A 21,455-nucleotide genomic window follows, 5' to 3' on the forward strand; every position below is an offset into this window, starting at 1 on the left:
TCCAAGAGGAGGCCGGGATGTGACCAGCCCTTCGGCGTACGCCCTCTTGGCCAGCCTGCCGGCCATGCCGGTCGACTGGCGGCAGGAGCATCTGCCGGTGAGCGAGCCCCGGCTGGAAGAGCGCCTGGGGCTGCTGCCGCCGGCATCGGCCGAGCTGGCCATAACCCTGGGCCGGCTGGCCCGGGACGAGGCCCAAGGGGATGACCTGGCCTGGCTGGCGGCTCTGGACGACCTGACCCAGCGGCTGGCGCCAGGTCTGGGCCGGCAGCTGGCGCTCCTGATCGTGGATCACCGCCTGCTCGTGGCCGGCGTGCGGCGCCAGAACCGGGGCCAGGAGCCGCCGCCAGCGGCGGGCACCTGGGGCCGCTGGCTGGCCATGCACTGGCAGGAGCCGGGCTTCGGCCTCGGCCTGCGCTTCCCCTGGCTCCTGGAGCTGACCGCCCTCCTGCAAGCCGGCGCAACCGGCGCCGCCCAGGAGTTGGCTTGCCAGGTGCTGTGGCAGGAGCTGGACCGGTTGCGCCCGGCCCATCCCTTCCACCTGGAGGCGGTCCTGCTCTATGTGGTGCGCTGGCAGGTGGTGGCCGCCTGGGCGGGACGGGACACGGCGGCTGGCGGCGAACGGCTTGCAGAGCTGGTGGAGGCGACCCTCGGTGAATACGTCCATCTCTTCCCGTAAGCCCCAGGTGGTGGCGGTCAAGGGCAACATCGTCACCGTGCGCCTGGGGCCAGAGCCGGTGCGCAAGAACGAGACCGCCGCCATCCTCACCGGCAGCCGCCGCCTCCTGGCCGAGGTCCTGCGGATCCGGGGTGCGGAGGCCGATCTTCAGGTGCTCGAGGACACCACGGGCATTCGGGTGGGAGACCCGGTGGAGCTTTCCGGCGAGCTTTTGTCGGTGAGCCTGGGGCCCGGCCTCCTGGGCCGGATCTTCGATGGCCTGCAGAGCCCGCTTGCCGTGCTGGCGGCGCAGCACGGCTTCTTCCTGCCCCGGGGCGTCCAGGTGCCGGCCCTGGATCCGGAGCACAAGTGGTCCTTCGTGCCGGCGGTGCGGGCCGGCGACCGGCTGCGGCCAGGGGAAGCCCTGGGCACGGTGCAGGAGGGCCGGCTCCGGCACACGATCCTGGTACCGGTCGACGTTGCCCAGGAGGTGCAGGTGACCTGGATCCAGGGCGGCTCGTTTACGGTCCTCGATCCGGTGGCCCGGATCCGGACCGGCCGGGGCGAGGAGATGGTGCGCCTGAGCCGGCGCTGGCCGGTACGCCGCAGCCTGACCGAGCCGCTGTTGCGGTCCGGGCGCGCCGAGCGCCTCTTCCCTGAAGAGCCCCTCACCACCACCATTCGGCTGGTGGACACCTTCTTCCCCATCGCCCGGGGCGGCACCGCCTGCATCCCCGGACCCTTCGGCGCCGGCAAGACCGTTCTGCAGGGGCTCTTCGCCCGCTACGCCTTCGCCGACATCGTCATCGTCATCGCCTGCGGCGAGCGGGCCGGCGAGGTGGTGGAGATGATCGAGGATTTCGGCCGCATGGAGGATCCCCAGGGCGGCGGCTCGCTCATGGACCGGAGCATCATCATCTGCAACACCTCCTCCATGCCGGTGGCGGCGCGGGAGGCCTCCATCTACACCGGTCTGGCCATCGGCGAGTATTATCGCCTCATGGGCCATCAGGTGCTGGTGCTGGCGGACTCCACCTCCCGCTGGGCCCAGGCCCTGCGGGAGACCTCCGGCAATCTGGAGGAGATCCCCGGGGAGGAGGCCTACCCGGCCTATCTGGACGCTGCCATCAAGGAGGTCTACGAGCGAGCCGGCCAGATCCGGACCGCTGGCGGCGCAACCGGCAGCCTGACCCTGATCGGTACCGTGTCACCCGCTGGCGGCAACTTCGAAGAGCCGGTCACCCAGAGCACCCTGGGCACGGTCAAGGCCTTTCTGGGCCTGTCGGCGGAGCGGGCCTACCGCCGCTTCTACCCGGCGGTGGATCCCCTGGCCTCCTGGTCCCGTTACCGCCAACAGCTGGCCGCCCACTTCGACCAGGCCCTGGCGCCAGGCTGGAGCGACCGGGTGCAGCGGATCCTTTCTCTCCTGCACGCCGGAGACGCGGTGCGTCGCATGATGCAGGTCACCGGCGAGGAGGGGGTCAGCCCGGCGGATTTCGTTCTCTACCACAAGGCCCTCTTTGTGGATATGGCCTATCTGCAGCAGGATGCCTTCGATGCCGTGGACGTCTCCACCGCACCGGCCAGGCAGAAGGAGAGCTTCCTGTTCGTCTGCGACCTGGTGGAGCGGGACTATGTCTTCCCCGGCCGGGAAGAGGCCCGGGCCTTCTTCCTGCGCCTCACCGGCCTTTATCGCAACCTCAACTATGCCGCCCAGGGCTCCCCGGACGCCGAGCGCCTCAAAAGGGAGATCGAGGCCCTGGTAGCAGCCGTTGGCTAGGAGTCGATCAGAAAAATTCATGTATTCTGGTTAGTTGACAAAATATTCGATTGTATCGTAGGTTATGCACGAAACATGTGGATCCCTCGCCTCATCGAAAGCCAGCTTGCACGGGCGGCCCAGGAGCGGCCGGTCGTCGTTCTGACCGGGGCCCGTCAGAGCGGCAAGACCTCGCTCGTCCGCAAGCTGTTCGGCGACCGCCGGTATGTCCCCCTCGATCTCCCTGCCGATGCCCACACGGCGGAGTTGGATCCCGTCTCCTTCCTCATCCAGTATCCGCCACCCCTGGTCACTGACGAGGTTCAGTACGCCCCTGGCCTCTTTCGGCACCTGAAGCGGTGGGTGGATGAGCGGCGTCAGGAAAACGGCCTCTTCCTTCTCACCGGCTCGCAGAAATTCCCGCTCATGAAAGGGGTGGCTGACTCGCTCGCCGGCCGGGTGGGGATCTTCGAGCTCGAAGTTTTGTCCCATCGTGAGCTGAAGCAAGCGCCAGAAGAAGCCTCGCTCCTGCGACTGGTCGTTCGCGGTGGGTTCCCCGAGCTGTACGAGAAGCCTGAGCTTGAGGCTTCCTTCTTTTACCGGTCCTATCTGGCGACCTACATTGAGCGGGACGTGCGGGCCCTGCTGCAAGTGGGCAGCCTGCGCAACTTCGAGCGCTTCATCCGCGCCTGCGCTTTACGCTCCGCCCAGCTTCTCAACAAGGCTGAGCTGGCACGGGACGTCGGCGTCAGTCCTTCCACGGCCGATCAATGGCTCTCAGTTCTGGTCGCCTCCAATCAGGTCAGTCTGCTGGAGCCCTGGTTTTCGAGCCGCACCAAGTCCCTGGTGAAGAGCCCCAAGCTCTACCTCAACGACAGCGGATTGCTCTGCTTCCTTCTCGGGATCCGCAACGAAGGGGACTTGCTGGTCAGCCCTCTGGCCGGCGCTGTCTGGGAAACGGCGGTTTATGCCGAGCTGCGCAAGCAGCTGGCCCCCGCGGAGGGCACCGGCTCTCTTTTCTTCTGGCGCGACCGGACAGGAGAGGTGGATTTCCTGCTGCATCGGGGAGGTCGCTTCCGCCTGATGGAGGCCAAGTGGACCGAAACGCCGACGTTCAGGGACTTCCAGGCCATGGATGCCGCGGCCGAGAAGCTCGGCTCCCCTTGGGTGGACGAGAGGGTGGTTGTCGCACGGACGGATCGTTCCTATCCCTTTGCCCCAGGGAAGCGGGTCCAATCCGTCGACGCTGTTCTGGAATGATGCTCTGCTGCAGCGAGAGGGACGTGCGGCCGGGTTGGACCCCGAGTCCCGGCAAGCCGGTCTCGCCTCCCCTTGGCTCGCCATCCCATCATGGTGCGGGGGCAGCACCGGGTCCGGCCGCCCCCTTTCCTTTTCCCCCCTCCCACGTTAGAATGCCGGATCGTCTCCGGTCCGGCTGCCGGCAGCGGCCAGCCGGGACGTACACGCTGCAGGGGAAGGGGCCATGAGCATCCTCATCGTCGAAAAGGATCCCACCACCTCGGATCTCATCCGCCAACTGTTGGAACAGGGCGGCTACACGGGCATCCTGACCAGGGCCACGGCCCAGGAGGTGGCATCCTGTCTGGGCCTTGACGATTCTTTGCAGCCGTCGGTGGCCGTGGATCTGGTGATTCTGGACGTGGTGCTGCCGGACGCCAGCGGCCTGGACCTGTGCGCCCGCATCCGGGAGAAGGAGCGCTGGTCCGACCTGCCGGTGATTGCCGTCACCAGCCGGGCCACCTCGGAGGATCTCCATCTCGCCTTTGCCGCCGGCATCAACGACTATCTGATCAAGCCGATCAACGAGGCCGAGCTCCTGGCCCGGGTGCGCGCCGCCTTGCGCCTCAAGTACGAGACCGACCGCCGCAAGGCCCGGGAGCGGGAGCTGGCCGAAGGCAACAAGCAGCTCCTGGAGGCCAACCGCATCCTCCAGCGCCGCTCGGCCATCGACGGGCTCACCGGCATCACCAACCGCCGCCATTTCGAGGAGCTGTACGATCTGGAGTGGCGGCGGGCGGTGCGCTACCAGAGCCCGTTGGGCCTGATCATGATCGACATCGATTTCTTCAAGGCGTACAACGACACCAACGGCCATCGCCAGGGGGACGACTGCCTGATCCAGGTGGCCGGCGCCCTGCAAGGCGTCATCCACCGGCCCGGTGATCTCCTGGCCCGTTACGGTGGCGAGGAGTTCGTGGCGGTGCTGCCGGCCACGCCCCTGGACGGCGGCCGCCACGTCGCCGAGGCCATGCTGGAGTCGGTCCAGGCCCGGGCCATCCCGCATCCGGGCTCGACAGCCGGGCCGGTGGTGACGGTGAGCCTGGGGGTGGCTGCCGTGACCCCCAGCCGCCTGCACCAGCCATCCATCCTGGTCAGTGCCGCCGATCGGGCCCTCTACCGGGCCAAGCAGGCAGGCCGCAACCGGGTGATGGTGAGCGACGAGCTCGGTCCCGCCTGAAGCGGTCTCCACCCCCCATCCATCCCTGCGCTGCCTTCGCCGATCTGGCCGGCAGAGGCTGCGCCAGCCCCACCTCGTGACCCCCATGACCTCCGCCCTTTACAACGAAGACAAGATCAAGACCTTAAGCTCCCTGGAGCACATCCGCCTGCGGCCGGGCATGTACATCGGCCGCCTGGGGGACGGCTCCCACCCGGACGACGGCATCTACATTCTGCTCAAAGAGATTGTCGACAACGCCGTCGATGAGTTCATCATGGGCTCAGGCCGCCGCATCGACGTTCAGATTCATGATCATGGCCTGGTGCGGGTGCGGGACTACGGCCGGGGCATCCCGTTGGGCAAGCTCGTGGACTGCGTGTCGGTGATCAACACCGGCGCCAAGTACAACACCGACGTGTTCCAGTTCTCGGTGGGCCTGAACGGCGTCGGCGCCAAGGCGGTGAACGCCCTGTCGGAGCAGTTTGCGGTCACCTCCTGCCGCCAGGGCCGTTTTGCCCGGGCGGTCTTCCGCCAGGGGGTGCTGCAGGAGGAGACGGAGGGCGACACCAGCGACAAGGACGGCACCCTCATCGAGTTTCGGCCCGACCCGGGGGTGTTCCCCGAGTTTGCCTTTGATCTCGATCTGGTGCGCCGCCGCTTCTGGCGCTACGCCTATCTCAATGCCGGCCTGCGCCTTTACCTGGGCAAGGAGCTCTTCCATTCCAAAGATGGCCTCCTGGATCTTTTGCGGGCGGAGGTGGCGGATACCGGTCTCTATGAGCCCATCCACCACCGGGACAAGCTTTTTGAATTTGCCTTCTCCCACACCGAGGGCTACGGAGAGATCTATTTCTCCTTTGTGAACGGTACCTATACCAACGAGGGCGGCACCCACCTGTCCGCCTTCCGGGAAGGGATCCTCAAAGGGGTCAACGAGGTCCTGAACAAGAAATACCTGGGTGAGGACGTCCGGGACGGCATGGTCGGCGCGGTGGCGGTGAAGATCACCGACCCGGTCTTCGAATCCCAGACCAAGAACAAGCTGGCCAACCCGGAGCTGCGCACCTGGGTGGTGAACGCGGTGCGGGAGGCGGTGAGCCAGCACCTCTATCGCCACCCCGAGACGGCTGGCGTTTTGAAGGAGAAGATCGAGCACTCGGAGAAGGTGCGGAAAGAAGTACGGCAGGTGCGCACCGAGGCCCGGGCCCGGGCCAGGAAGGCGGCCATCAAGATTCCGCAGCTCAGAGACTGCAAGCACCACCCGGAGCACGGCAAGCCTTCCCCGCCAGGCCGGGAGAACATGATCTTCCTCACCGAGGGCCAGAGCGCCTCCGGCTCCATCGTCAGCGCCCGGGACCCCCTGACCCAGGCGGTCTTCTCCCTCAAGGGCAAGCCGTTGAACGTCCAGGGCAAGCCCTTGACCCTGCTCTACCGCAATGAAGAGCTCTACAACATCATGCGGGCCTTGAACATCGAGGAATCGGTAAGCCGGCTGCGCTACGACCGGGTGATCCTGGCCACCGACGCCGATGTGGACGGCCTGCATATCCGGAACCTCCTGCTCACCTTCTTTCTGCACTTCTTCGAGGAGCTGGTGAAAAAAGGGCATCTCTATATCCTGGAGACGCCGATCTTCCGGGTGCGAAACCGGGACCAGAGCCGGTACTGCTACTCGGAGGCCGAGAAGCGCCAGAGCGAAAAGGAGCTGGGCCGCGGCAAGACCGGCCGCGCCGGGGTGGAGATCACCCGCTTCAAGGGCCTGGGCGAGATCTCGCCCCAGGAGTTTCGCCGCTTCATCGGCCCGGAGATGCGCCTCCGACAGGTGGACATCGACCGGATGGCCGAGGTGCCGGAGCTGCTCACCTTCTACATGGGCAAGAACACGCCGGAGCGGCGGCAGTACATCATGGAGCACCTGGTAGCTGAGGTGAATGCATGACCGCCGAGGCCAGCCCCCAGGCCAGCCGGCTCAAGAGGCTTTTTGAAAAAAACTTCGTCGAGTACTCCTCCTACGTCATCCGGGACCGGGCGATCCCTGAGCTGGAGGACGGCCTGAAGCCGGTGCAGCGCCGGCTCCTCCACACCCTGTACAAGATGGATGACGGCCGCTTCCACAAGGTGGCCGGGGTGGTGGGGGAGACCATGAAGCTCCATCCCCACGGCGACGCCTCCATCTACGCCGCCCTGGTCAACCTGGCCAACAAGGGCTTTCTGATCGACCGCCAGGGCAACTTCGGCAACATCTACACCGGAGACGCTGCCTCGGCGGCCCGCTACATCGAGTGCCGGCTCTCGCCCCTGGCCCGGGAGACCCTCTTCAACCCGGATCTCACCGAATTCGTCCCCTCCTACGACGGCCGCACCGAGGAGCCGGTGGCCCTGCCGGCCCGGCTGCCGCTGCTGCTCATGCAAGGGGCCGAAGGCATCGCCGTCGGCATGGCGACCAGGATCCTGCCCCACAACTTTGGCGAGCTGCTCCACGCCCAGAAGGCGATTTTGCGCGGCGAGCCCTTCGTCCTCTATCCGGACTTCCCCACCGGCGGCCTGGTGGACGTGGCCGGCTACGACGCCGGCAACGGCCGGGTACGCTGCCGGGCGCGGCTGGAGAAAAAGGACGAGCGTACGATCGTCATCCGGGAGATTCCGTACGGCACCACCACGGAATCCCTCATCGACAGCGTCGAGAAGGCGGCCCGGGCCGGCAAGATCAAGATCGGCGCCATCAACGACTACACCGCCGAGACGGTGGAGATCGAGATCCGCCTCGCCCGGGGCGTCTCCGCCCAGGACACCATCCCGGCCCTTTTTGCCTTTACCGACTGCGAGCTGGCCATCGTTCCCAGCCTGACGGTGATCCGGGACAACACCCCGGTCATCCTGACGGTTACGGAGGTGCTGCGCCACAACACAAAAAAACTGGTACAAGATCTGGAGCGGGAGCTGACCATCGAGCGGGGCCGGCTTCTGGACCAGCTGCAGGCCCAGACCCTGGAGCAGATCTTCATCGAGGAGCGGCTCTACAAGGGGATCGAGGAGAGCGGCAGCCTCAAGGCGGCCCTGGCGGCCATTGCCGAGGGCATCGCCCCTTTCCGGGAGCGGCTGGTGCGGGAGGCGACCTTCGAGGATTTGGAGCGGCTCCTGGAGATCCGCATCCGCCGCATCAGCCGCTACGACATCGACAAGCGGCGGCGGGAGATCAAAGCCACCCGGGACGAGATCGCCCTGGTGGAAAAAAAGCTCACCGACCTCGTCGGCGTCGCCCTGACCTACCTGGACCATCTTCTGGACAAGTACGCCGCCGCCCATCCCCGCCGCAGCGAGATCGCCAGCTTCGAGGAGGTGGTGGCCCGGGAGGTGGCGCCAGCCAACCTGACGGTGGGCTACGACCGGGAGCACGGCCTCCTGGGCCACGGCATCAAGGCAGCCAGCGGCGAGGGCTTTCCCTGCTCGGAGTATGACCGGGTGCTCCTCTTTTTCCGGGACGGCCGCTACAAGGTGATCGCAGCGCCGGAGAAGCTCTACGTCGGTCCGGACCTCCTGTGGGCCGGCCGGCTGGAGGAGGGCCTCATCTTCAACCTCCTCTACCGCCACGGCACCGACAACCTCACCTACGCCAAGAGGTTCGGCACCCCCAAGTTCATCCTGGACAAGGAGTACCGGATGCTGCCGGAGGTCGCCGGCTCCACGGTCGAATTCTTCAAGGCCGGGCCGGACTGCCGCCTGCGCCTGACCCTGGTGGCCCTGCGCCGCGGCAAGGGCAACCAGATCCTCATGGACTGCGCCGAGCTGCCGCTCCGGGCCCCGGCCGCCCTGGGAAAGAGGGTCTCCACCCGGGTGGTGCGACGGATCGTCGAACAGGAGGACGAGGCGCCCCCCCCAGCGCCAGCGCCCACCCTCTTCGAGCCCCCCGCCGGGGATTGAGGCCGGGCCGGGCTTCGAGGCGCGGCCACCAGACCCTCACGGAAGGAGGCCTTCGCTCATGCTGACCAGGGTCCGCATCAAGGGCTACAAATCTCTCAAGGACGTCGAGGTCAGGCCTGCCGATCTGTCCGTCCTTTTCGGACCCAACGCGGCTGGCAAGAGCAACTTCCTCGACGCCCTGCAGCTCCTTTCCCGCCTGGTCACCAGCCGCACCCTCAAGGACGCCTTCGAGCCACCCTACCGTGGCAAGCCTCTGGAATCGTTCACCTTTGGCGAAAGAGGTCTCAGGGGGCTGGTCGAGCAGGAGCAGCTGTCCTTCTCCATCGAGGTCGATGTACGGCTGTCGGCGGCGGCGGTGGAGGCCGTCAACCGTCAGATCAGCGAGATGCGCCGGCCGGCGCTGGATGAGCCGGAAGCACCCTCGACGGCAGAGGAGAATCCCGGTGCCAACCGGTTGACGGGAAACGGCGATGCTGCGAAGAAGGCAGCGGTGCGCGAGCGCCACCTGCGCTACCGGATCGAGCTATGGTCACAATATTCAGTTGGGTTTGGCCAAGGTCGACAACCGGTTGACCGCCTGGACGAGTTGTTGGGGGAGGGTTGACGGGGTCACAAGCGGCCGGAAGCCGGGGAGCATCCGGTCGGTGTTGGCGTGGGAATCCGCGGCCTGTTTGCTGGCAGCGGTGGCATCAAGCTCAGCGAACCGCTCTTCGAGAGTGGCCTTGCCGGCGAGCAGGATCTCCATGTAGCCTCTGGAGCGTCCGGCACATGGAGTCGTTGCCGGTCCTTCTCCGGTGCGCACGCCGGAGGCCCCGGAAGAACTGCCCCAGGATGTTGTTGGTGCGTGAGTGAGGGTGAAGAGCGACCGTGCCGGTGTCGGTATTGCACTCGGTAGCAACGGGCCTTTTCTGCACGTCTCGGCATGGAAGTCGCGTTTCCGCGGATCGTCGAGACGGATCATGGCCTTGAATTGGGCAGAAAGGCCGCTATTCGCGTAGCCCGTGCAAATCGAACTTTTTGTTTGACTATTGCACAAGCGCCGGCCATCATCACAGCCATGATCACGCGCGCCATAACAGACGAGCTCAACCGAGCCGCCGCTGAGTATCCGGTCGTGACCATCCTTGGGCCGCGGCAGTCGGGCAAGACCACCCTGGCCAGGATGACCTTTCCGGAAATGCCGTACCGCTCGCTGGAAGACCCGGATGTCCGCATGGCTGCCGAAGCGGATCCCCGGGGATTCCTGGGCGAAATGGATCGTGGCGGCATCCTCGACGAGGTGCAGCGGCTGCCGGCGCTCTTGTCCTATATCCAGGGCCTGGTCGACCAGAGCAGACAACGCCGGTTCATCCTCACCGGCAGCCATCAGCCGCGGCTGCACGAGGCGATCAGCCAATCGTTGGCGGGCCGCACCGCCATGCTGACCTTGTGGCCATTCTCCCTGGCCGAGCTTCGTGGCTACCAGAAGGCGTACGATCCCTTCGACCTGATCAGAGGCGGCTTCTTTCCCCGGCTGCACGAAGAGGGACTGGAGCCGCGCCGGTTCTTCAATGGCTATCTGCAGACGTACGTCGAGCGGGATGTCCGGGCCTTGATCCAGTTGCGCAATCTGTCCCAGTTCCAGCAGTTCCTCACCCTGTTGGCCGGACGAGTGGGGCAGGTCGTCAACCTTGCCTCCCTGGGCAGCGATGTGGGGGCCTCCGGCACCACGATCCGGAGCTGGCTCTCGGTGCTGAAGGCCTCCCATGTCGTGTTCGAGCTGCCCCCCTTCTTCGCGAATATCCGGAAGCGGGTGATCAAATCGCCGAAGATCTTCTTCACCGATGTGGGCCTCGCCGCCTTCCTGCTGGGCATCCACACGCCGGACCAGGCGTCCCGCGATCCCCTGCGGGGAAGCCTGTATGAGAATCTGGTGATGGCCGACGTGATGAAGGGCGCGCTCAACAAGGGAATCAGGCCGGACCTCTCCTTCTTCCGGGACTCCCACGGCAACGAGGTCGATCTGCTGATCAACGAGAGGGGCGTGCTCACACCGGTGGAGATCAAATCCGCCGCCACCTTTTCCCCGGACTTCGTCAAGAATCTTGAATGGCTCCAGACCGTAGGGATCAAACGTCTCGCCGCCGGAACGGTTCTTTACAACGGTGCGCAGCCCTTTCATGTCCGGGGCGTCCGTGCTCTCAATCCGCTCCAGGTGGACGATCTGTGGGCAACGCTGATGGGGCCTTCCCACCCCGGAACCTGAAGCATGCCTTCGTTGATCGAGTAGACGACCCGGTACGAGCCGACACGCATGCGGCGAAGGCCCAGCCCCGCTGTTCCCTGTTCCTCGACTCCCGCGCACGGTTTTGGTAGGCTGGGACAACCGAGACAATCATGCGGCACAATCGGTCCTTTCCTGGCGCCACAGCCACCAGGAGACCGCGCCGGTGCCGGACCTGTTCGTTGGACAAAGGAGGTCGCCATGGGCCAGGAGATCACCCTGGAGGAGGTCTGGAAGCTGTTCCAAGAGACAGACCGGAAGTTCCAGGAGACAGACCGGAAGTTCCAGGAAACAGACCGGAGGATCAAGGAGGTCACCGCCTCCATCGGCCGGCTGGGCAACCGGTTGGGCGACTTCGTGGAGGAGATGGTGCGACCGGCGGTGGTACGCCTGTTCCGGGAGCGGGGTATCGAGGTGCATCAGGTCATCCGCGGGGTCAGTGTCGACCGGGACGGCGAGGCCATGGAGATCGATCTTCTGGTGGTCAACGCCAATGACGCGGTGGCCGTGGAATGCAAGAGCGTGCTTTCCGTGGATGACGTCACCGAGCACCTGGACCGCCTGTCCCGCTTCAAGCGCCTGGCGCCGCAGTATGCCTCCCTCCAGCTCATGGGGGCGGTGGCGGCCATGGTGCTGCCTGACGAGGTGGCCCGGCACGCGCACCGCCAGGGGCTCTTTGTCCTGGCCCAGAGCGGTGAGACGGTGACGATCCAAAACGATACCGGCTTTGTGCCGCACGTCTGGTGATTCCGCCCCCCTTTGCCCGGCCGCAGGTCGCCCCCTGCCGGTCGCCTTCCTCCTTCCTCCTTCATCCTTCCGTTTCCGCCCATCCGATGTGAAATCAATCCCCAAGAAGGGGATGTCTCTAGAAAGAAATTCCATTGTCCGGCAGGAGGCGCATTCTCTAGCATGAAATTATGGGCAGGCTCGTGCCGGCTGAGGCCACCTCCGGGGAGGGCTCAGGCCAATAGCCTGCCACCCTGTCGGCAACGGAACACGCGAGGTGGATCATGGATACGCAAAGAAGGCTACGGCTGGGGGTCGCGGCAGCGCTCCTCCTTCTGGCTGGCGCGGTCCCAGCCCAGGCCCGGGTGGTGGGGGTGTGCAGCAACTGCCACACCATGCACAACAGCCAGAACGGGTCGGCCCTGGTGGCCAGCGGCACCGGAGCCGGCTGGAGCGGTGGCGCGGTGACCGGCGGCACCGGCAGCGGCGTTCAGGAGAGCTTGCTGGTCACCGACTGTGTGGGCTGCCATACCAGCGGCGCCAGCGACACCATCGTCACCGTTGCCGGATCCCGGATCCCCATTGTCTACAACACGGTGCCGCCGGCCTCCCCGCTGGCAGGCGGCAACTTCTACTGGGTGGCCAGTACCGGCGACGCTTATGGGCACAACGTCCGGGGCATCTCGGACCAGGATGCCGCCCTGGCGGCGGCGCCGGGGGCGGTGGCCTGTGCCAACAGCTGCCATACCTCCCTGACCCTCAGCGATGCCCAGACCTCGGGCGGCCGCAAGAACGGCTGCCAGGGCTGCCACAACAGTGTCAGGCACCACGGTGAGGATCCAGCCGGGCAGCCGGTGGGGGCGGCAGGCGGCTGGTACCGTTTCCTGGCGGCGCCCAGTGGCCACGACCTGCTGGGTGGGGCCGGGGTGAATGGCATCGAGGATCCGGACTGGGAGCAGCACGCTACCAGCGCTGTGCACAACACCTACTACGGCGGCGACGGCACCGACACCGAGTCGCCCCAGTCCATCGGCAAGTTCTGCGCCGGCTGCCACTACAACTTCCACTCCCCCGGCTCGCCCACCACCCTCATGGACGTGGACAACGGCGGCGGCGCCAACCCCTGGCTCCGGCATCCCGCCGATGCGGTGATCCCCAACGACCCCGGCTCCGAGTACACCGCCTACACGGTCTACGATCCCCAGGTGCCGGTGGGGCGACCGGAGGCGAGCCTGACCGGCTTCGTCGGGAGTGCGGTACGCCCGGGCACCGACAAGGTGATCTGCCTGTCCTGCCACCGGGCACACGGCAGCCCGAACCCGGACCTTCTGCGCTGGCCGTACGGGGAGATGGTGCTGGATACCTCGGGCGCGGCAGCCGGCACCGGCTGCTTCACGTGCCATTCCGCCAAGGACGGCGTGTAGGGCCGCCTGCCTTGGCCTCAGCCCTCATGCTTCTCTGCAGAAGGAGGCCGTCCCCCCACGTTCGCGTGGGGACGAGGCAGGGGTCATGTGCGCCGGTCAATCGGGCCTGGTCTCACCGGTACGCCCGTTGACCCCTGATGGCTCTTCCGGGTGGAGGGGTCGTGCCCCACGGTCAGGCATACAGACTCAGATCCGTATGTCCCGCAATGGCCCGGAAATGGTCATCCCGGGTCAAGAGCTTCGTCCCATGCTGGATCGCCAGGGCCGCGATGGTGACATCCAGCGGCGGCACGGTGATGCCGTGGCTGCGCAGATCCCGATAGAGGGAGGCAGCCAGCAGCCACGTCTCCCGGTCGGTTTCCAGAAAGGGAAAGCGGAGCAGATGCTCCCGGACCAAGTCGTGGCTGCGTCGCTCCCGGATCCCTTGCAGGATCTCCTGCAAAACGATGCCGCACAGAATGACCCGGTTGTGATCCTTGATGAGGGACGAAAGAAGGGTCGCGGCGTCGGACTCCGGGGCCTGGAAGAAGTCGATCCAGATGGAGGTGTCAACAAGAACCATCCCGGCCTCGCCGCATCCCTTCCAGATCTTCCTCCCAGGTTACCTTGCCCCTGAGCTCGAGAATCCCCTCCAGCTCCTTCTGCTCGATCAGGTGCTTGAGGGCACAGGTCACCACATCCACCTTTTTTTTGAGGCCGGTGAGGCGCTTGGCCCGATCATACAGGGCATCGTCGATGTTCAAGACGGTCCGTGCCATAGCCATGCTCCTTGAAAAGGATATCTTTATGATGTCCAGAGTATATCGTTTCTCGTGCCTCCAGCAAGGAGAATGGCCCGCCCCGTTCCGCCCGGCCACCCATCATCACCGGGGCAGACCGCTGCCTCCTTGGCCCATGGGCCGGCCATGGTCACGGCCAACCCGGCCCGTCACCGCATACCTGTTCTCCCCGGCCGACGCCCCCCCCAGGGCTTGGCCACTTCGAGCTGACCGGCCAGGCGCACGAGACCGGCCTCGTCGCCGGAGCGCGCCAGGAACTGCACGCCGATGGGCAACCCTTCCGCGGTCCAGTGGAGGGGCAGGGTGATGGCCGGCTGGCCGGTGAGGTTGGCGACCGGGGTATAGGGCATCTGGCCGGCCATGCTCTTGCCGACCAGGCTTGCCAGGATGGCGTCCCGGGTCCGGTCGACACGAAGGAGTTGGCCCCCTGCAGCCGTGCAGAGAACCTGCATGGCCAGGCGGTCGAGAGCGGCCGGCCGCTGGGAGCCGACCGGCACCGGCGGCTGCTCCAGGGTGGGGGTCAGGAGCAGATCGTGGTCGGCGAAGAAGCGCTCCATCCGCCGCCCGATGCCATCGCCGGCCGCCAGGGCCCGGGCCCGACCCTGCCCCCCCCAGCCCCTGGCCCCTGGCCCCTGCGGATGATGCTTTTTTTTCCTTCTGGCCATGGAGGAGGGAAAAGAGACCAGGGATGCCGAGGCCTTCCATCGGCGGGCCCTGGAAGAGGTCGAGATCGTTCGTCGCCATCACGATGACGACGAGGAGCTCCTCTGCGAACTGGGGATCGGCTGGGCGGGCAGGGGGGTACGGCTGCTGCGCAGCATCCTCGACCGGGATGGCTCTCGGGACGAGCTGCTGCCCCGGGCTCGACAAGCCTTGCAGGAGGCGGAGACCGCCTTCGCCACCGGAGAGGCGGTCTCACCCACCGGCTACCGGTCGGGCTTTTGGCTCATCCACACCCGCGCCCTGCTCGCCACGGTGGTGAAGGAACAGGAGGCCGGGGCCGCCGGCGCCGGGGAGATTGCCGCCTTCGACCCCTATCCCGGGGTGGCCGCCTATCTCTTTCGGCAACGGGGCTGGCTGCAGCCCCCTGTCCCTTCCGCCACCGAGACCGATGCCGCGGCAGCCGCATCGGTCTATCTCAGGCAACGCCTGGGCCAGGCCATGGAGGTCTTCAGCAAAGCCGTCCTGAATCAGGGCTTCAAGCCCAACCTGCGGCTGGCCCTGGCCACCCTGGTCTGGGATGTCACCCCTGCTCCAGGGGAGGCCGAATGGCGGCAGGTTATGGCCTTCCTCAAGAAGGCCAGACAGGAGGTGGCCATCCTCGACCGCCACCGGCTGGGGGTCTACTCCAACACCCACTTCGTCATGCAGATGCAGAGCACCGCCGACTTCCTCCGCTGCCTGGATCTTGTTTCCACCCGGGTGACGGCACTCCGGGACCAGGGGGCGTCGCCGACAGCGGCAAAAGGGGGAGGAGCTCCGGCGGGGGCCAGTTCCGGCCTTGAGACATCGCCCCTGCCCTTCGTCGCCTCGCTCATAAAACGGAAGATCATGTTCATGTGTCTGGCCGAGCCGATCGGGTGAGGGCTCAGCGTCGATATGCCTTGTCCTGTTGGATATGGAGGCTGACCAGGACCAGGGCTGGCCCGGAAGCCAGGCAGGCAACGGCACGGACACGGCCTGTGACGCGGAGAGAGTAAAGCTGTTCGCCGGTCCCGGGCTCGACCATGCCGTGCAGCTTCTCGAAGTTGAGCCCTGGATGGCGCCACAAACCCTCAGAGTCAAGGGACTGCAGGAGCACCAGCATCTTGGCTGCAGCCTTGCGGACAGGCAGCTCCGCGGCCATGACCGCCTCCTCGAAAGCGGGCCGGACCTCAATCCTCACCGGCCCACCTCTTGGCTGCCGCCTTCGCCTCGCCAGCGGTGGCAATCACCGCCGAGGGGCGGGGATCGTTGAGGGAGACGGCAATGGCCTCCTTCGCCTCGGCCGTCCAGGCCCAAAGCTGGTGGCGCGGCACCGGCTCCACCGGCACGAGCAGAATCCGGCCGTCCTCCAGCACCTCCATCTCCAGGGCATCTCCTGGCTTGATCCCGACATTCGGGGGCAGGGTGATCCTTCTTCTGGCATCTGTCTGTACGAGCATACCGGCGTCCTCCTTGACCTTCAGGGTACCAGCCCGTGGGCATTGGGGGCAATTCCCATTGTGGGCATTGTGCCTTATGGATGCCGTTCTGGGCGGTGGTCGGAGGGACCAGGGCTGGGCTCGTCCGCTCCGGCGCTGGCGAAGAAGGCCGCGGCCCGCTCCCGGGCCTCCTCCACGGTGCGGCTGGCCTGCACCGCCCTTGCCAGCCAGTGGCCGTAGGTGTAGGTGCTGGCGAAGTAGTGCGTGAATTCCTTCAACCGCCCCAGCCGCCGTTCCGGCAGGAAGCTTTCCTCCAGCAGATCCACGAAGCGCCGGTAGAGGGCAGGGCGGTCCGTCGCCGGCACGGGGATCTTGCGGCCATGGATCTCCCGGGCCAGCTCGGCGAAGAGCCAGGGCCTGACCACCGCACCGCGACCCAGCATCAGGCCGTCGCAGCCGGAGATCGCGAGACACCGGCGGGCATCCTCGACGCTGAAGATGCCGCCATTGCCGATCACCGGCACGCCCACCCAGCTCTTCACCCGGCCGATCCAGTCCCAGCGGGGCGGCCGGCCGTAGGGCTCCTTGCGCAGCCGGGCGTGAACGGTTATCATCTCGACCCCCTCGTCCTCGAGCATATGGCACAGATCAGCCAGGGGCTGTTCCTCCAGACGCTCGCCCAGCCGGATCTTGGCAGACAGGGGCAGGTGGGTGCAGACCCGGGCATGGCGGACCAGGCCCCGGGCGTGGTCGAGATCGCCGGCCAGGCGGCTGCCGGCCCCATGCCGCCGCACCTGGGGGGCCGGGCAGCCCAGGTTGAGGTCGATGGCATCGGCCCCCAGGCGATGGAGCACCTCGAAGGCCGGGCCGATATCGGCGGCCGCAGCGAAGAAGACCTGGAAGGCCAGGGGCCGCTCGGCCGGGGTGCGCACCAGGGCCGGGGTGGTGGCCGGCCGATCCTGGGGCAGGCCCCGGGCAGAGAGCATCTCGCTCGTGAGGAGGCCCACCCCACCCAGCTCCAGGACCAGGCGCCGGAAGGCCGAATGGGTGATGCCGGCCATGGGCGCCAGGACCAGCGGCGGGTCGATGACCAGGTCGCGGATGCGGAGGACAGAAGCCATGGGCGAAGGCGCGGGGCGATCCCGGAGCGAAGCTCGACGAAAACGAAAGGTTGCCTTTGGGGCTCGACCTCTGCTATGACAGGCCTCATTGGCAATGGGAGCCGCGGGTGCTCCCTTGTGCCGGGGCACTACCATAAACGGTTCCGTCCTTCCTGGCAAAGGGGTTCAAGAAGGGGTTCAAGCCCAGGCCGCAACCTGGCGACGGCAACGGGAGGTGGATAATGAACGGATCGGCAGACGACTCTGGGGCCACGATGCAGCCAACGGCCAGTGGCAACGACCAGGGCTGGAAGGCCCGGGTGCTCTTCTATCTGGTGGCCGGTATCCCGGTCGCCATGCTGGCAGCAGCCCCGCGTGTCTGGCTCGACCTCCCGCAGCGGGTGGCCCTGGTGTGCCACCCCACGATCGCCGATGGCGGCGCCTTCGCCACCGGCAGTCCCCTCCTGGAGCCGGTGCCGGCACCGGTGCTCAAGGCCAACACCGCCGAGGAGCTGGTGGATCTGCTCAAGGCCTATGATCTTTGGGAGGTGCTGGAGCAGGAGCGGGATCCGCTCCAGGTGCTCTTCGCCGCCTATCCGCCCAATCTGGCCTCCCTGGAGGACGGCAGGATTCGCAAGCGGGTCTTCTTCCACACCCTGCTGCCGGCTGCACTGGCCACGTTGGACGAGGTGGCCGGGGAGCGCCAGGTGCTCAGAGGCATCCTGGAGCGGCTGGGCAGCCCGCCGCCGGAGACGGTGCGCTTCGGCGAGCAGGCCCCGTGGCGGGAGCGGCTCCGGCCCTGGGAGACCGCCTTCCTCGCTGAGCTCGTCGCCAAGTACAACACCGACCAGGCGGCCGAGCTGCTCCTGCGGGTGGATGTGGTGCCGCCCAGCCTCATCCTGGGCCAGGGTGCCCTGGAGTCGGACTGGGGCCGATCCAAGCTGGCGCTGAGCCACCACAATCCTTTCGGCATGATGGTGGGCAGCCGGGCCGCCTCTTTCGGCTCCATCCCGGAGGCGGTGAGCGAGTTCGTGCATCTTCTGAACAGCCACCCCGCCTACCGCCGTTTCCGGCAGATCCGGGCCAAGTCCCGTGATCCTCTGGTCCTGGCCACCGGGCTGGCCGGGTACTCCCAGCGGGGTGCCGAGTATGTGCAGGACGTCCGGCGGCTGATCGCCGGCAACCGGCTCCAGGCTTACGACCGGTTCACGCCCCGCGGCCAGGCGAGCCTGCCGGATGAGCGTGCCACCTGAGCCGGGGGCGGTTTCGTACCGATCCTGGTCGGAGGACAAGCACATGCGCGTCCCTTTCCCATCGCGACGGATGCCGTTTGGGGCAGGTCCGGGGCTGGCCGGCTTCTGCCTGGTCCTCTTGGCTGCCTGCGCTCTGGCCGGCTACGGGCAGGTCCGTCCGGACACTGAGATCACGCGCCAGTTCCGGAGCCAACAGGTTCTGGCTGACCATCAGTACTACATCTTTGGCCCCGATGCCGAGCCGGTGGCGATCCTGGCCGTGGACCGCCGGTACCAGCTGGCCCCCAGCCTGTGGAAGCCGGTGCAGCCCACCCCGGCGCAGCTCGGGGCCTGGGTGAGCCGCATGGACGACCGCTGGCAGGACCTGCAGGCGGATGCCTACGGCGCCCTGATCCTGGACCAGGCCGGCAACCGGATCGGCGTCTGGTATGCGGTCACCGACTGGACCACGGTGCGCCTGGAGGCGGACGGTCAAGCCGTCATCTTCACGCCGATCCGGACCAGGCCCCACAAGAGACTCTACTAGAAAGTCGCAAGCCTTCCCCGCCCACCGACACAGAGGCCCCGACCGGGAAGCCGCTTCGGCACCCCCGGCCGGGGCCTGCTTTTGTTCCCAACCCCAGCCGCAAGGACGATTTTTCCCATGAGCACCGAGCCCAACAAAGTCATCTATTCCATGATCCGGGTGAGCAAGCACTACAACAAGAAGCCCATCCTGAAGGACATCTCCCTGTCCTATTTCTACGGCGCCAAGATCGGCGTTCTGGGCCTCAACGGCTCCGGCAAATCGAGCCTTTTGCGGATCCTGGCCGGGGTGGACCAGGACTTCAGCGGCCGTACCGCCGTCTCCCCGGGCTACACCATCGGCTTTCTCGAACAGGAGCCGCAGCTCGACGACACCAGGACCGTGCGGGAGATCGTCTCCCAGGGCGTCCAGGCCACGGTCGATCTTCTGGCCGAGTTCAATGCCATCAACGAGCGCTTCGCCGAGCCCATGGACGACGAGGCCATGGACAAGCTCATCGCCCGCCAGGCCGAGGTCCAGGAGCGGCTGGACGCCCTGGACGCCTGGGACCTGGACAGCCGTCTGGAGATGGCCATGGACGCCCTGCGCTGCCCGGCCGGCGACACGCCGGTCAAGGTGCTCTCCGGCGGCGAGCGGCGGCGGGTCGCCCTGTGCCGGCTCCTGCTCCAGAAGCCGGACATCCTGCTCCTCGATGAGCCCACCAACCATCTGGATGCCGAAACCGTCGCCTGGCTGGAGCACCACCTCCAGCGCTACGCCGGCACCATCATCGCCGTCACCCACGACCGCTACTTCCTGGACAACGTCGCTGGCTGGATCCTGGAGCTGGACCGGGGCCAGGGCATCCCCTGGCAGGGCAACTACTCCTCCTGGCTGGAGCAGAAGCGAAAACGGCTCGAAACCGAAGAGAAGGCCGAGACCCAGCGCCAGAAGACCCTGGAGCGGGAGCTGGAGTGGATCCGCATGTCCCCCAAGGGCCGCCACGCCAAGGCCAAGGCCCGCATCACCGCCTACGAGAAGCTCCTGGCCCAGGAAGGGGAGGCCATGGCCCGGGATCTGGAGATCTACATCCCGCCCGGCCCCCGGCTGGGGAGTGTGGTGATCGAGGCCAAGGAGGTGAGCAAGGCCTACGGAGAGCGGCTGCTGGTGGAGGGGATGAGCTTTGCCCTGCCGCCGGGCGGCATCATCGGCGTCATCGGCCCCAACGGCGCCGGCAAGACCACCCTGTTTCGGATGATCACCGGCCAGGAGCAGCCGGACCGCGGCGAGATCCGGATCGGGGAGACGGTGACGCTCGCCTATGTCGACCAGAGCCGGGAGGCCCTGGACCCGGAGCAGACCATCTGGCAGTGCATCAGCGGCGGCGAGGAGACGATCCAGCTGGGCAGCCGCCAGGTCAACTCCCGGGCCTACGTGGCCCGCTTCAACTTCCTGGGCCCGGACCAGCAGAAGAAGGTGGGGCTTCTTTCCGGTGGCGAGCGCAACCGGGTGCACCTGGCCAGGATGCTCAAGTCCGGCGCCAACGTCATCCTCCTCGATGAGCCCACCAACGACCTGGACGTCAACACCATGCGCGCCCTGGAGGAGGCCCTGGAGGCGTTTGCCGGCTGCGCCGTGGTCATCAGCCACGACCGCTGGTTCCTGGACCGGATCGCCACCCACATCCTGGCCTTCGAGGGCGACAGCCGGGTCGTCTGGTTCGATGGCAACTACTCGGAGTATGAGGAGGACCGCCACGCCCGCCTGGGCACCGCCGCCGACCAGCCGCACCGCATCAAGTACCGCCAGCTGACCCGGGTCTAGCCCGGCCTGGTCGGCTGGCTGCTCGAGTCGTCGTGGGGTGAGGGGGCAAGTGACCGTAAGCGAAGTTTTGGCTACTGGTCGTCAAGGACGCTTGACTCGAATTTTATGTTCGGTGAGGACGACAAAACAACCTTCCCAGCCGGCGAGCTCTGTAGCAACAGGGGAAGAGAATACGGACGATACCCGATTATAGTGGACAATCCGGCGGGCAGGGAGGGAATTTGGAGGGAGGCGTGGCCCGGAGGAGGTGGCGAAGCTTTACCGGCAGCACACCTTCCCCGGAGCTAGACGCAGCCGGTGGGGCGGGGCAGGCCGGCGTAGCGGCAGGCCTGTTTGGCCGGGCCGCCGGCAAAGAGCTCGTAAAGGTAGCGGGTGGTGCCCTTTTCCGGCCCCAGCACGGTGCCGATCTCCTTGACCAGGGTCTTGATGATCGGGGCGATCTGGTACTTGCGGTAATAGTCCCGCAGGAAGTTGATCACCTCCCAGTGGGCATCGGTCAAGGTGATGCCGTCCTGGGCCGCCAGATGCCTGGCCAGGTCTTCACTCCAGTCACTGAGGTTGAGAATGAAGCCGTTGTCGTCAACCTCGATCCTTTTCCCTTGGAATTCGATTGCTGGCATAACGCGGTAAGCCTCTCCTCGCGGTGCTCCCGAACCGGGAGC

General features: G+C 66.5%; 21 protein-coding genes. 14 read left to right on the forward strand and 7 right to left on the reverse strand.

Going from position 1 to position 21,455, the window contains the following annotated elements; genetic code table 11:
* Positions 1-19: 19 nt before the first annotated feature.
* The 10 genes from AB1634_00580 (at position 20) to AB1634_00625 (ending at position 13,209) form a co-directional block, all read left to right on the forward strand.
* Entirely contained in the window at positions 20-676 is a 657-nt protein-coding gene (locus AB1634_00580; GenBank protein ID MEW6218013.1) for a hypothetical protein, read from the forward strand.
* Positions 651-2,435 (forward strand): V-type ATP synthase subunit A, encoded by a 1,785-nt coding sequence (locus tag AB1634_00585; protein ID MEW6218014.1) that lies wholly within the window; start codon positions 651-653, stop codon positions 2,433-2,435. Before AB1634_00580 ends, AB1634_00585 begins: the two co-directional genes overlap by 26 nt.
* Before the next feature lie 75 nt (positions 2,436-2,510).
* Complete coding sequence (locus AB1634_00590) at positions 2,511-3,674, forward strand: ATP-binding protein (GenBank protein MEW6218015.1); 1,164 nt, start codon at positions 2,511-2,513, stop codon at positions 3,672-3,674.
* A 223-nt stretch (positions 3,675-3,897) separates the two neighbouring features.
* Positions 3,898-4,893: a diguanylate cyclase gene (locus tag AB1634_00595; GenBank protein MEW6218016.1), complete on the forward strand. Its 996-nt coding sequence runs from the start codon at positions 3,898-3,900 to the stop codon at positions 4,891-4,893.
* 85 nt (positions 4,894-4,978) lie between these two features.
* Positions 4,979-6,814 carry a toprim domain-containing protein gene (locus tag AB1634_00600; protein MEW6218017.1) on the forward strand — a complete coding sequence of 612 codons (1,836 nt, stop codon included), beginning with the start codon at positions 4,979-4,981 and terminating at the stop codon, positions 6,812-6,814.
* Entirely contained in the window at positions 6,811-8,796 is a 1,986-nt protein-coding gene (locus AB1634_00605) for a DNA topoisomerase IV subunit A (GenBank protein ID MEW6218018.1), read from the forward strand. The genes AB1634_00600 and AB1634_00605 overlap by 4 nt, the downstream gene beginning before the upstream one ends.
* Before the next feature lie 58 nt (positions 8,797-8,854).
* Positions 8,855-9,400, forward strand: coding sequence for an AAA family ATPase (locus tag AB1634_00610; GenBank protein ID MEW6218019.1), 546 nt, complete (start codon positions 8,855-8,857; stop codon positions 9,398-9,400).
* Between the two features lie 318 nt (positions 9,401-9,718).
* Positions 9,719-11,041, forward strand: coding sequence for an ATP-binding protein (locus tag AB1634_00615; protein ID MEW6218020.1), 1,323 nt, complete (start codon positions 9,719-9,721; stop codon positions 11,039-11,041).
* 219 nt (positions 11,042-11,260) lie between these two features.
* The gene (locus tag AB1634_00620) at positions 11,261-11,806 is read left to right on the forward strand and encodes a DUF3782 domain-containing protein (GenBank protein ID MEW6218021.1); all 546 of its coding nucleotides are present in this window, start codon (positions 11,261-11,263) and stop codon (positions 11,804-11,806) included.
* Between the two features lie 263 nt (positions 11,807-12,069).
* Entirely contained in the window at positions 12,070-13,209 is a 1,140-nt protein-coding gene (locus tag AB1634_00625; protein MEW6218022.1) for a cytochrome c3 family protein, read from the forward strand.
* A gap of 172 nt (positions 13,210-13,381) precedes the next feature.
* Here AB1634_00625 and AB1634_00630 read toward each other — a convergent pair whose 3' ends face one another.
* The 3 genes from AB1634_00630 to AB1634_00640 all read right to left on the reverse strand — a co-directional run bounded on the left by AB1634_00630 (position 13,382) and on the right by AB1634_00640 (position 14,545).
* The gene (locus tag AB1634_00630) at positions 13,382-13,771 is read right to left on the reverse strand and encodes a PIN domain nuclease (protein ID MEW6218023.1); all 390 of its coding nucleotides are present in this window, start codon (positions 13,769-13,771) and stop codon (positions 13,382-13,384) included.
* Positions 13,758-13,967 carry a type II toxin-antitoxin system VapB family antitoxin gene (locus tag AB1634_00635; GenBank protein MEW6218024.1) on the reverse strand — a complete coding sequence of 70 codons (210 nt, stop codon included), beginning with the start codon at positions 13,965-13,967 and terminating at the stop codon, positions 13,758-13,760. Before AB1634_00635 ends, AB1634_00630 begins: the two co-directional genes overlap by 14 nt.
* A 170-nt stretch (positions 13,968-14,137) precedes the next feature.
* Positions 14,138-14,545: an amidase family protein gene (locus AB1634_00640; GenBank protein ID MEW6218025.1), complete on the reverse strand. Its 408-nt coding sequence runs from the start codon at positions 14,543-14,545 to the stop codon at positions 14,138-14,140.
* Positions 14,546-14,651: 106 nt separating this feature from the next.
* Between AB1634_00640 and AB1634_00645 the strand changes: the two genes are divergently transcribed.
* The gene (locus AB1634_00645) at positions 14,652-15,572 is read left to right on the forward strand and encodes a hypothetical protein (GenBank protein ID MEW6218026.1); all 921 of its coding nucleotides are present in this window, start codon (positions 14,652-14,654) and stop codon (positions 15,570-15,572) included.
* A 4-nt stretch (positions 15,573-15,576) separates the two neighbouring features.
* Here AB1634_00645 and AB1634_00650 read toward each other — a convergent pair whose 3' ends face one another.
* The 3 genes from AB1634_00650 to AB1634_00660 all read right to left on the reverse strand — a co-directional run bounded on the left by AB1634_00650 (position 15,577) and on the right by AB1634_00660 (position 17,232).
* Complete coding sequence (locus tag AB1634_00650; protein MEW6218027.1) at positions 15,577-15,834, reverse strand: hypothetical protein; 258 nt, start codon at positions 15,832-15,834, stop codon at positions 15,577-15,579.
* A 28-nt stretch (positions 15,835-15,862) separates the two neighbouring features.
* Positions 15,863-16,132, reverse strand: coding sequence for an AbrB/MazE/SpoVT family DNA-binding domain-containing protein (locus AB1634_00655; protein MEW6218028.1), 270 nt, complete (start codon positions 16,130-16,132; stop codon positions 15,863-15,865).
* A gap of 74 nt (positions 16,133-16,206) precedes the next feature.
* A complete protein-coding gene (locus AB1634_00660; GenBank protein ID MEW6218029.1) occupies positions 16,207-17,232 on the reverse strand; it encodes a tRNA-dihydrouridine synthase family protein in 1,026 nt (341 codons plus the stop codon).
* Positions 17,233-17,453: 221 nt separating this feature from the next.
* On the opposite strand from AB1634_00660, the gene AB1634_00665 reads away from it, so the two are divergent.
* From AB1634_00665 to ettA, 3 genes are all read left to right on the forward strand, one after another.
* Positions 17,454-18,464, forward strand: a complete 1,011-nt coding sequence (locus tag AB1634_00665; GenBank protein MEW6218030.1) for a glucosaminidase domain-containing protein — start codon at positions 17,454-17,456, stop codon at positions 18,462-18,464.
* A gap of 43 nt (positions 18,465-18,507) precedes the next feature.
* The gene (locus AB1634_00670) at positions 18,508-18,990 is read left to right on the forward strand and encodes a hypothetical protein (protein ID MEW6218031.1); all 483 of its coding nucleotides are present in this window, start codon (positions 18,508-18,510) and stop codon (positions 18,988-18,990) included.
* A gap of 117 nt (positions 18,991-19,107) precedes the next feature.
* Positions 19,108-20,793 carry an energy-dependent translational throttle protein EttA gene (ettA, locus tag AB1634_00675; protein MEW6218032.1) on the forward strand — a complete coding sequence of 562 codons (1,686 nt, stop codon included), beginning with the start codon at positions 19,108-19,110 and terminating at the stop codon, positions 20,791-20,793.
* 284 nt (positions 20,794-21,077) lie between these two features.
* Here the strand turns inward: ettA and AB1634_00680 are convergent, their stop codons facing one another.
* Complete coding sequence (locus tag AB1634_00680; GenBank protein MEW6218033.1) at positions 21,078-21,413, reverse strand: TusE/DsrC/DsvC family sulfur relay protein; 336 nt, start codon at positions 21,411-21,413, stop codon at positions 21,078-21,080.
* Between the last annotated feature and the right edge of the window lie 42 nt (positions 21,414-21,455).

The sequence above is a fragment of the Thermodesulfobacteriota bacterium genome, assembly GCA_040755095.1.
Taxonomy (GTDB): domain Bacteria; phylum Desulfobacterota; class Desulfobulbia; order Desulfobulbales; family JBFMBH01; genus JBFMBH01.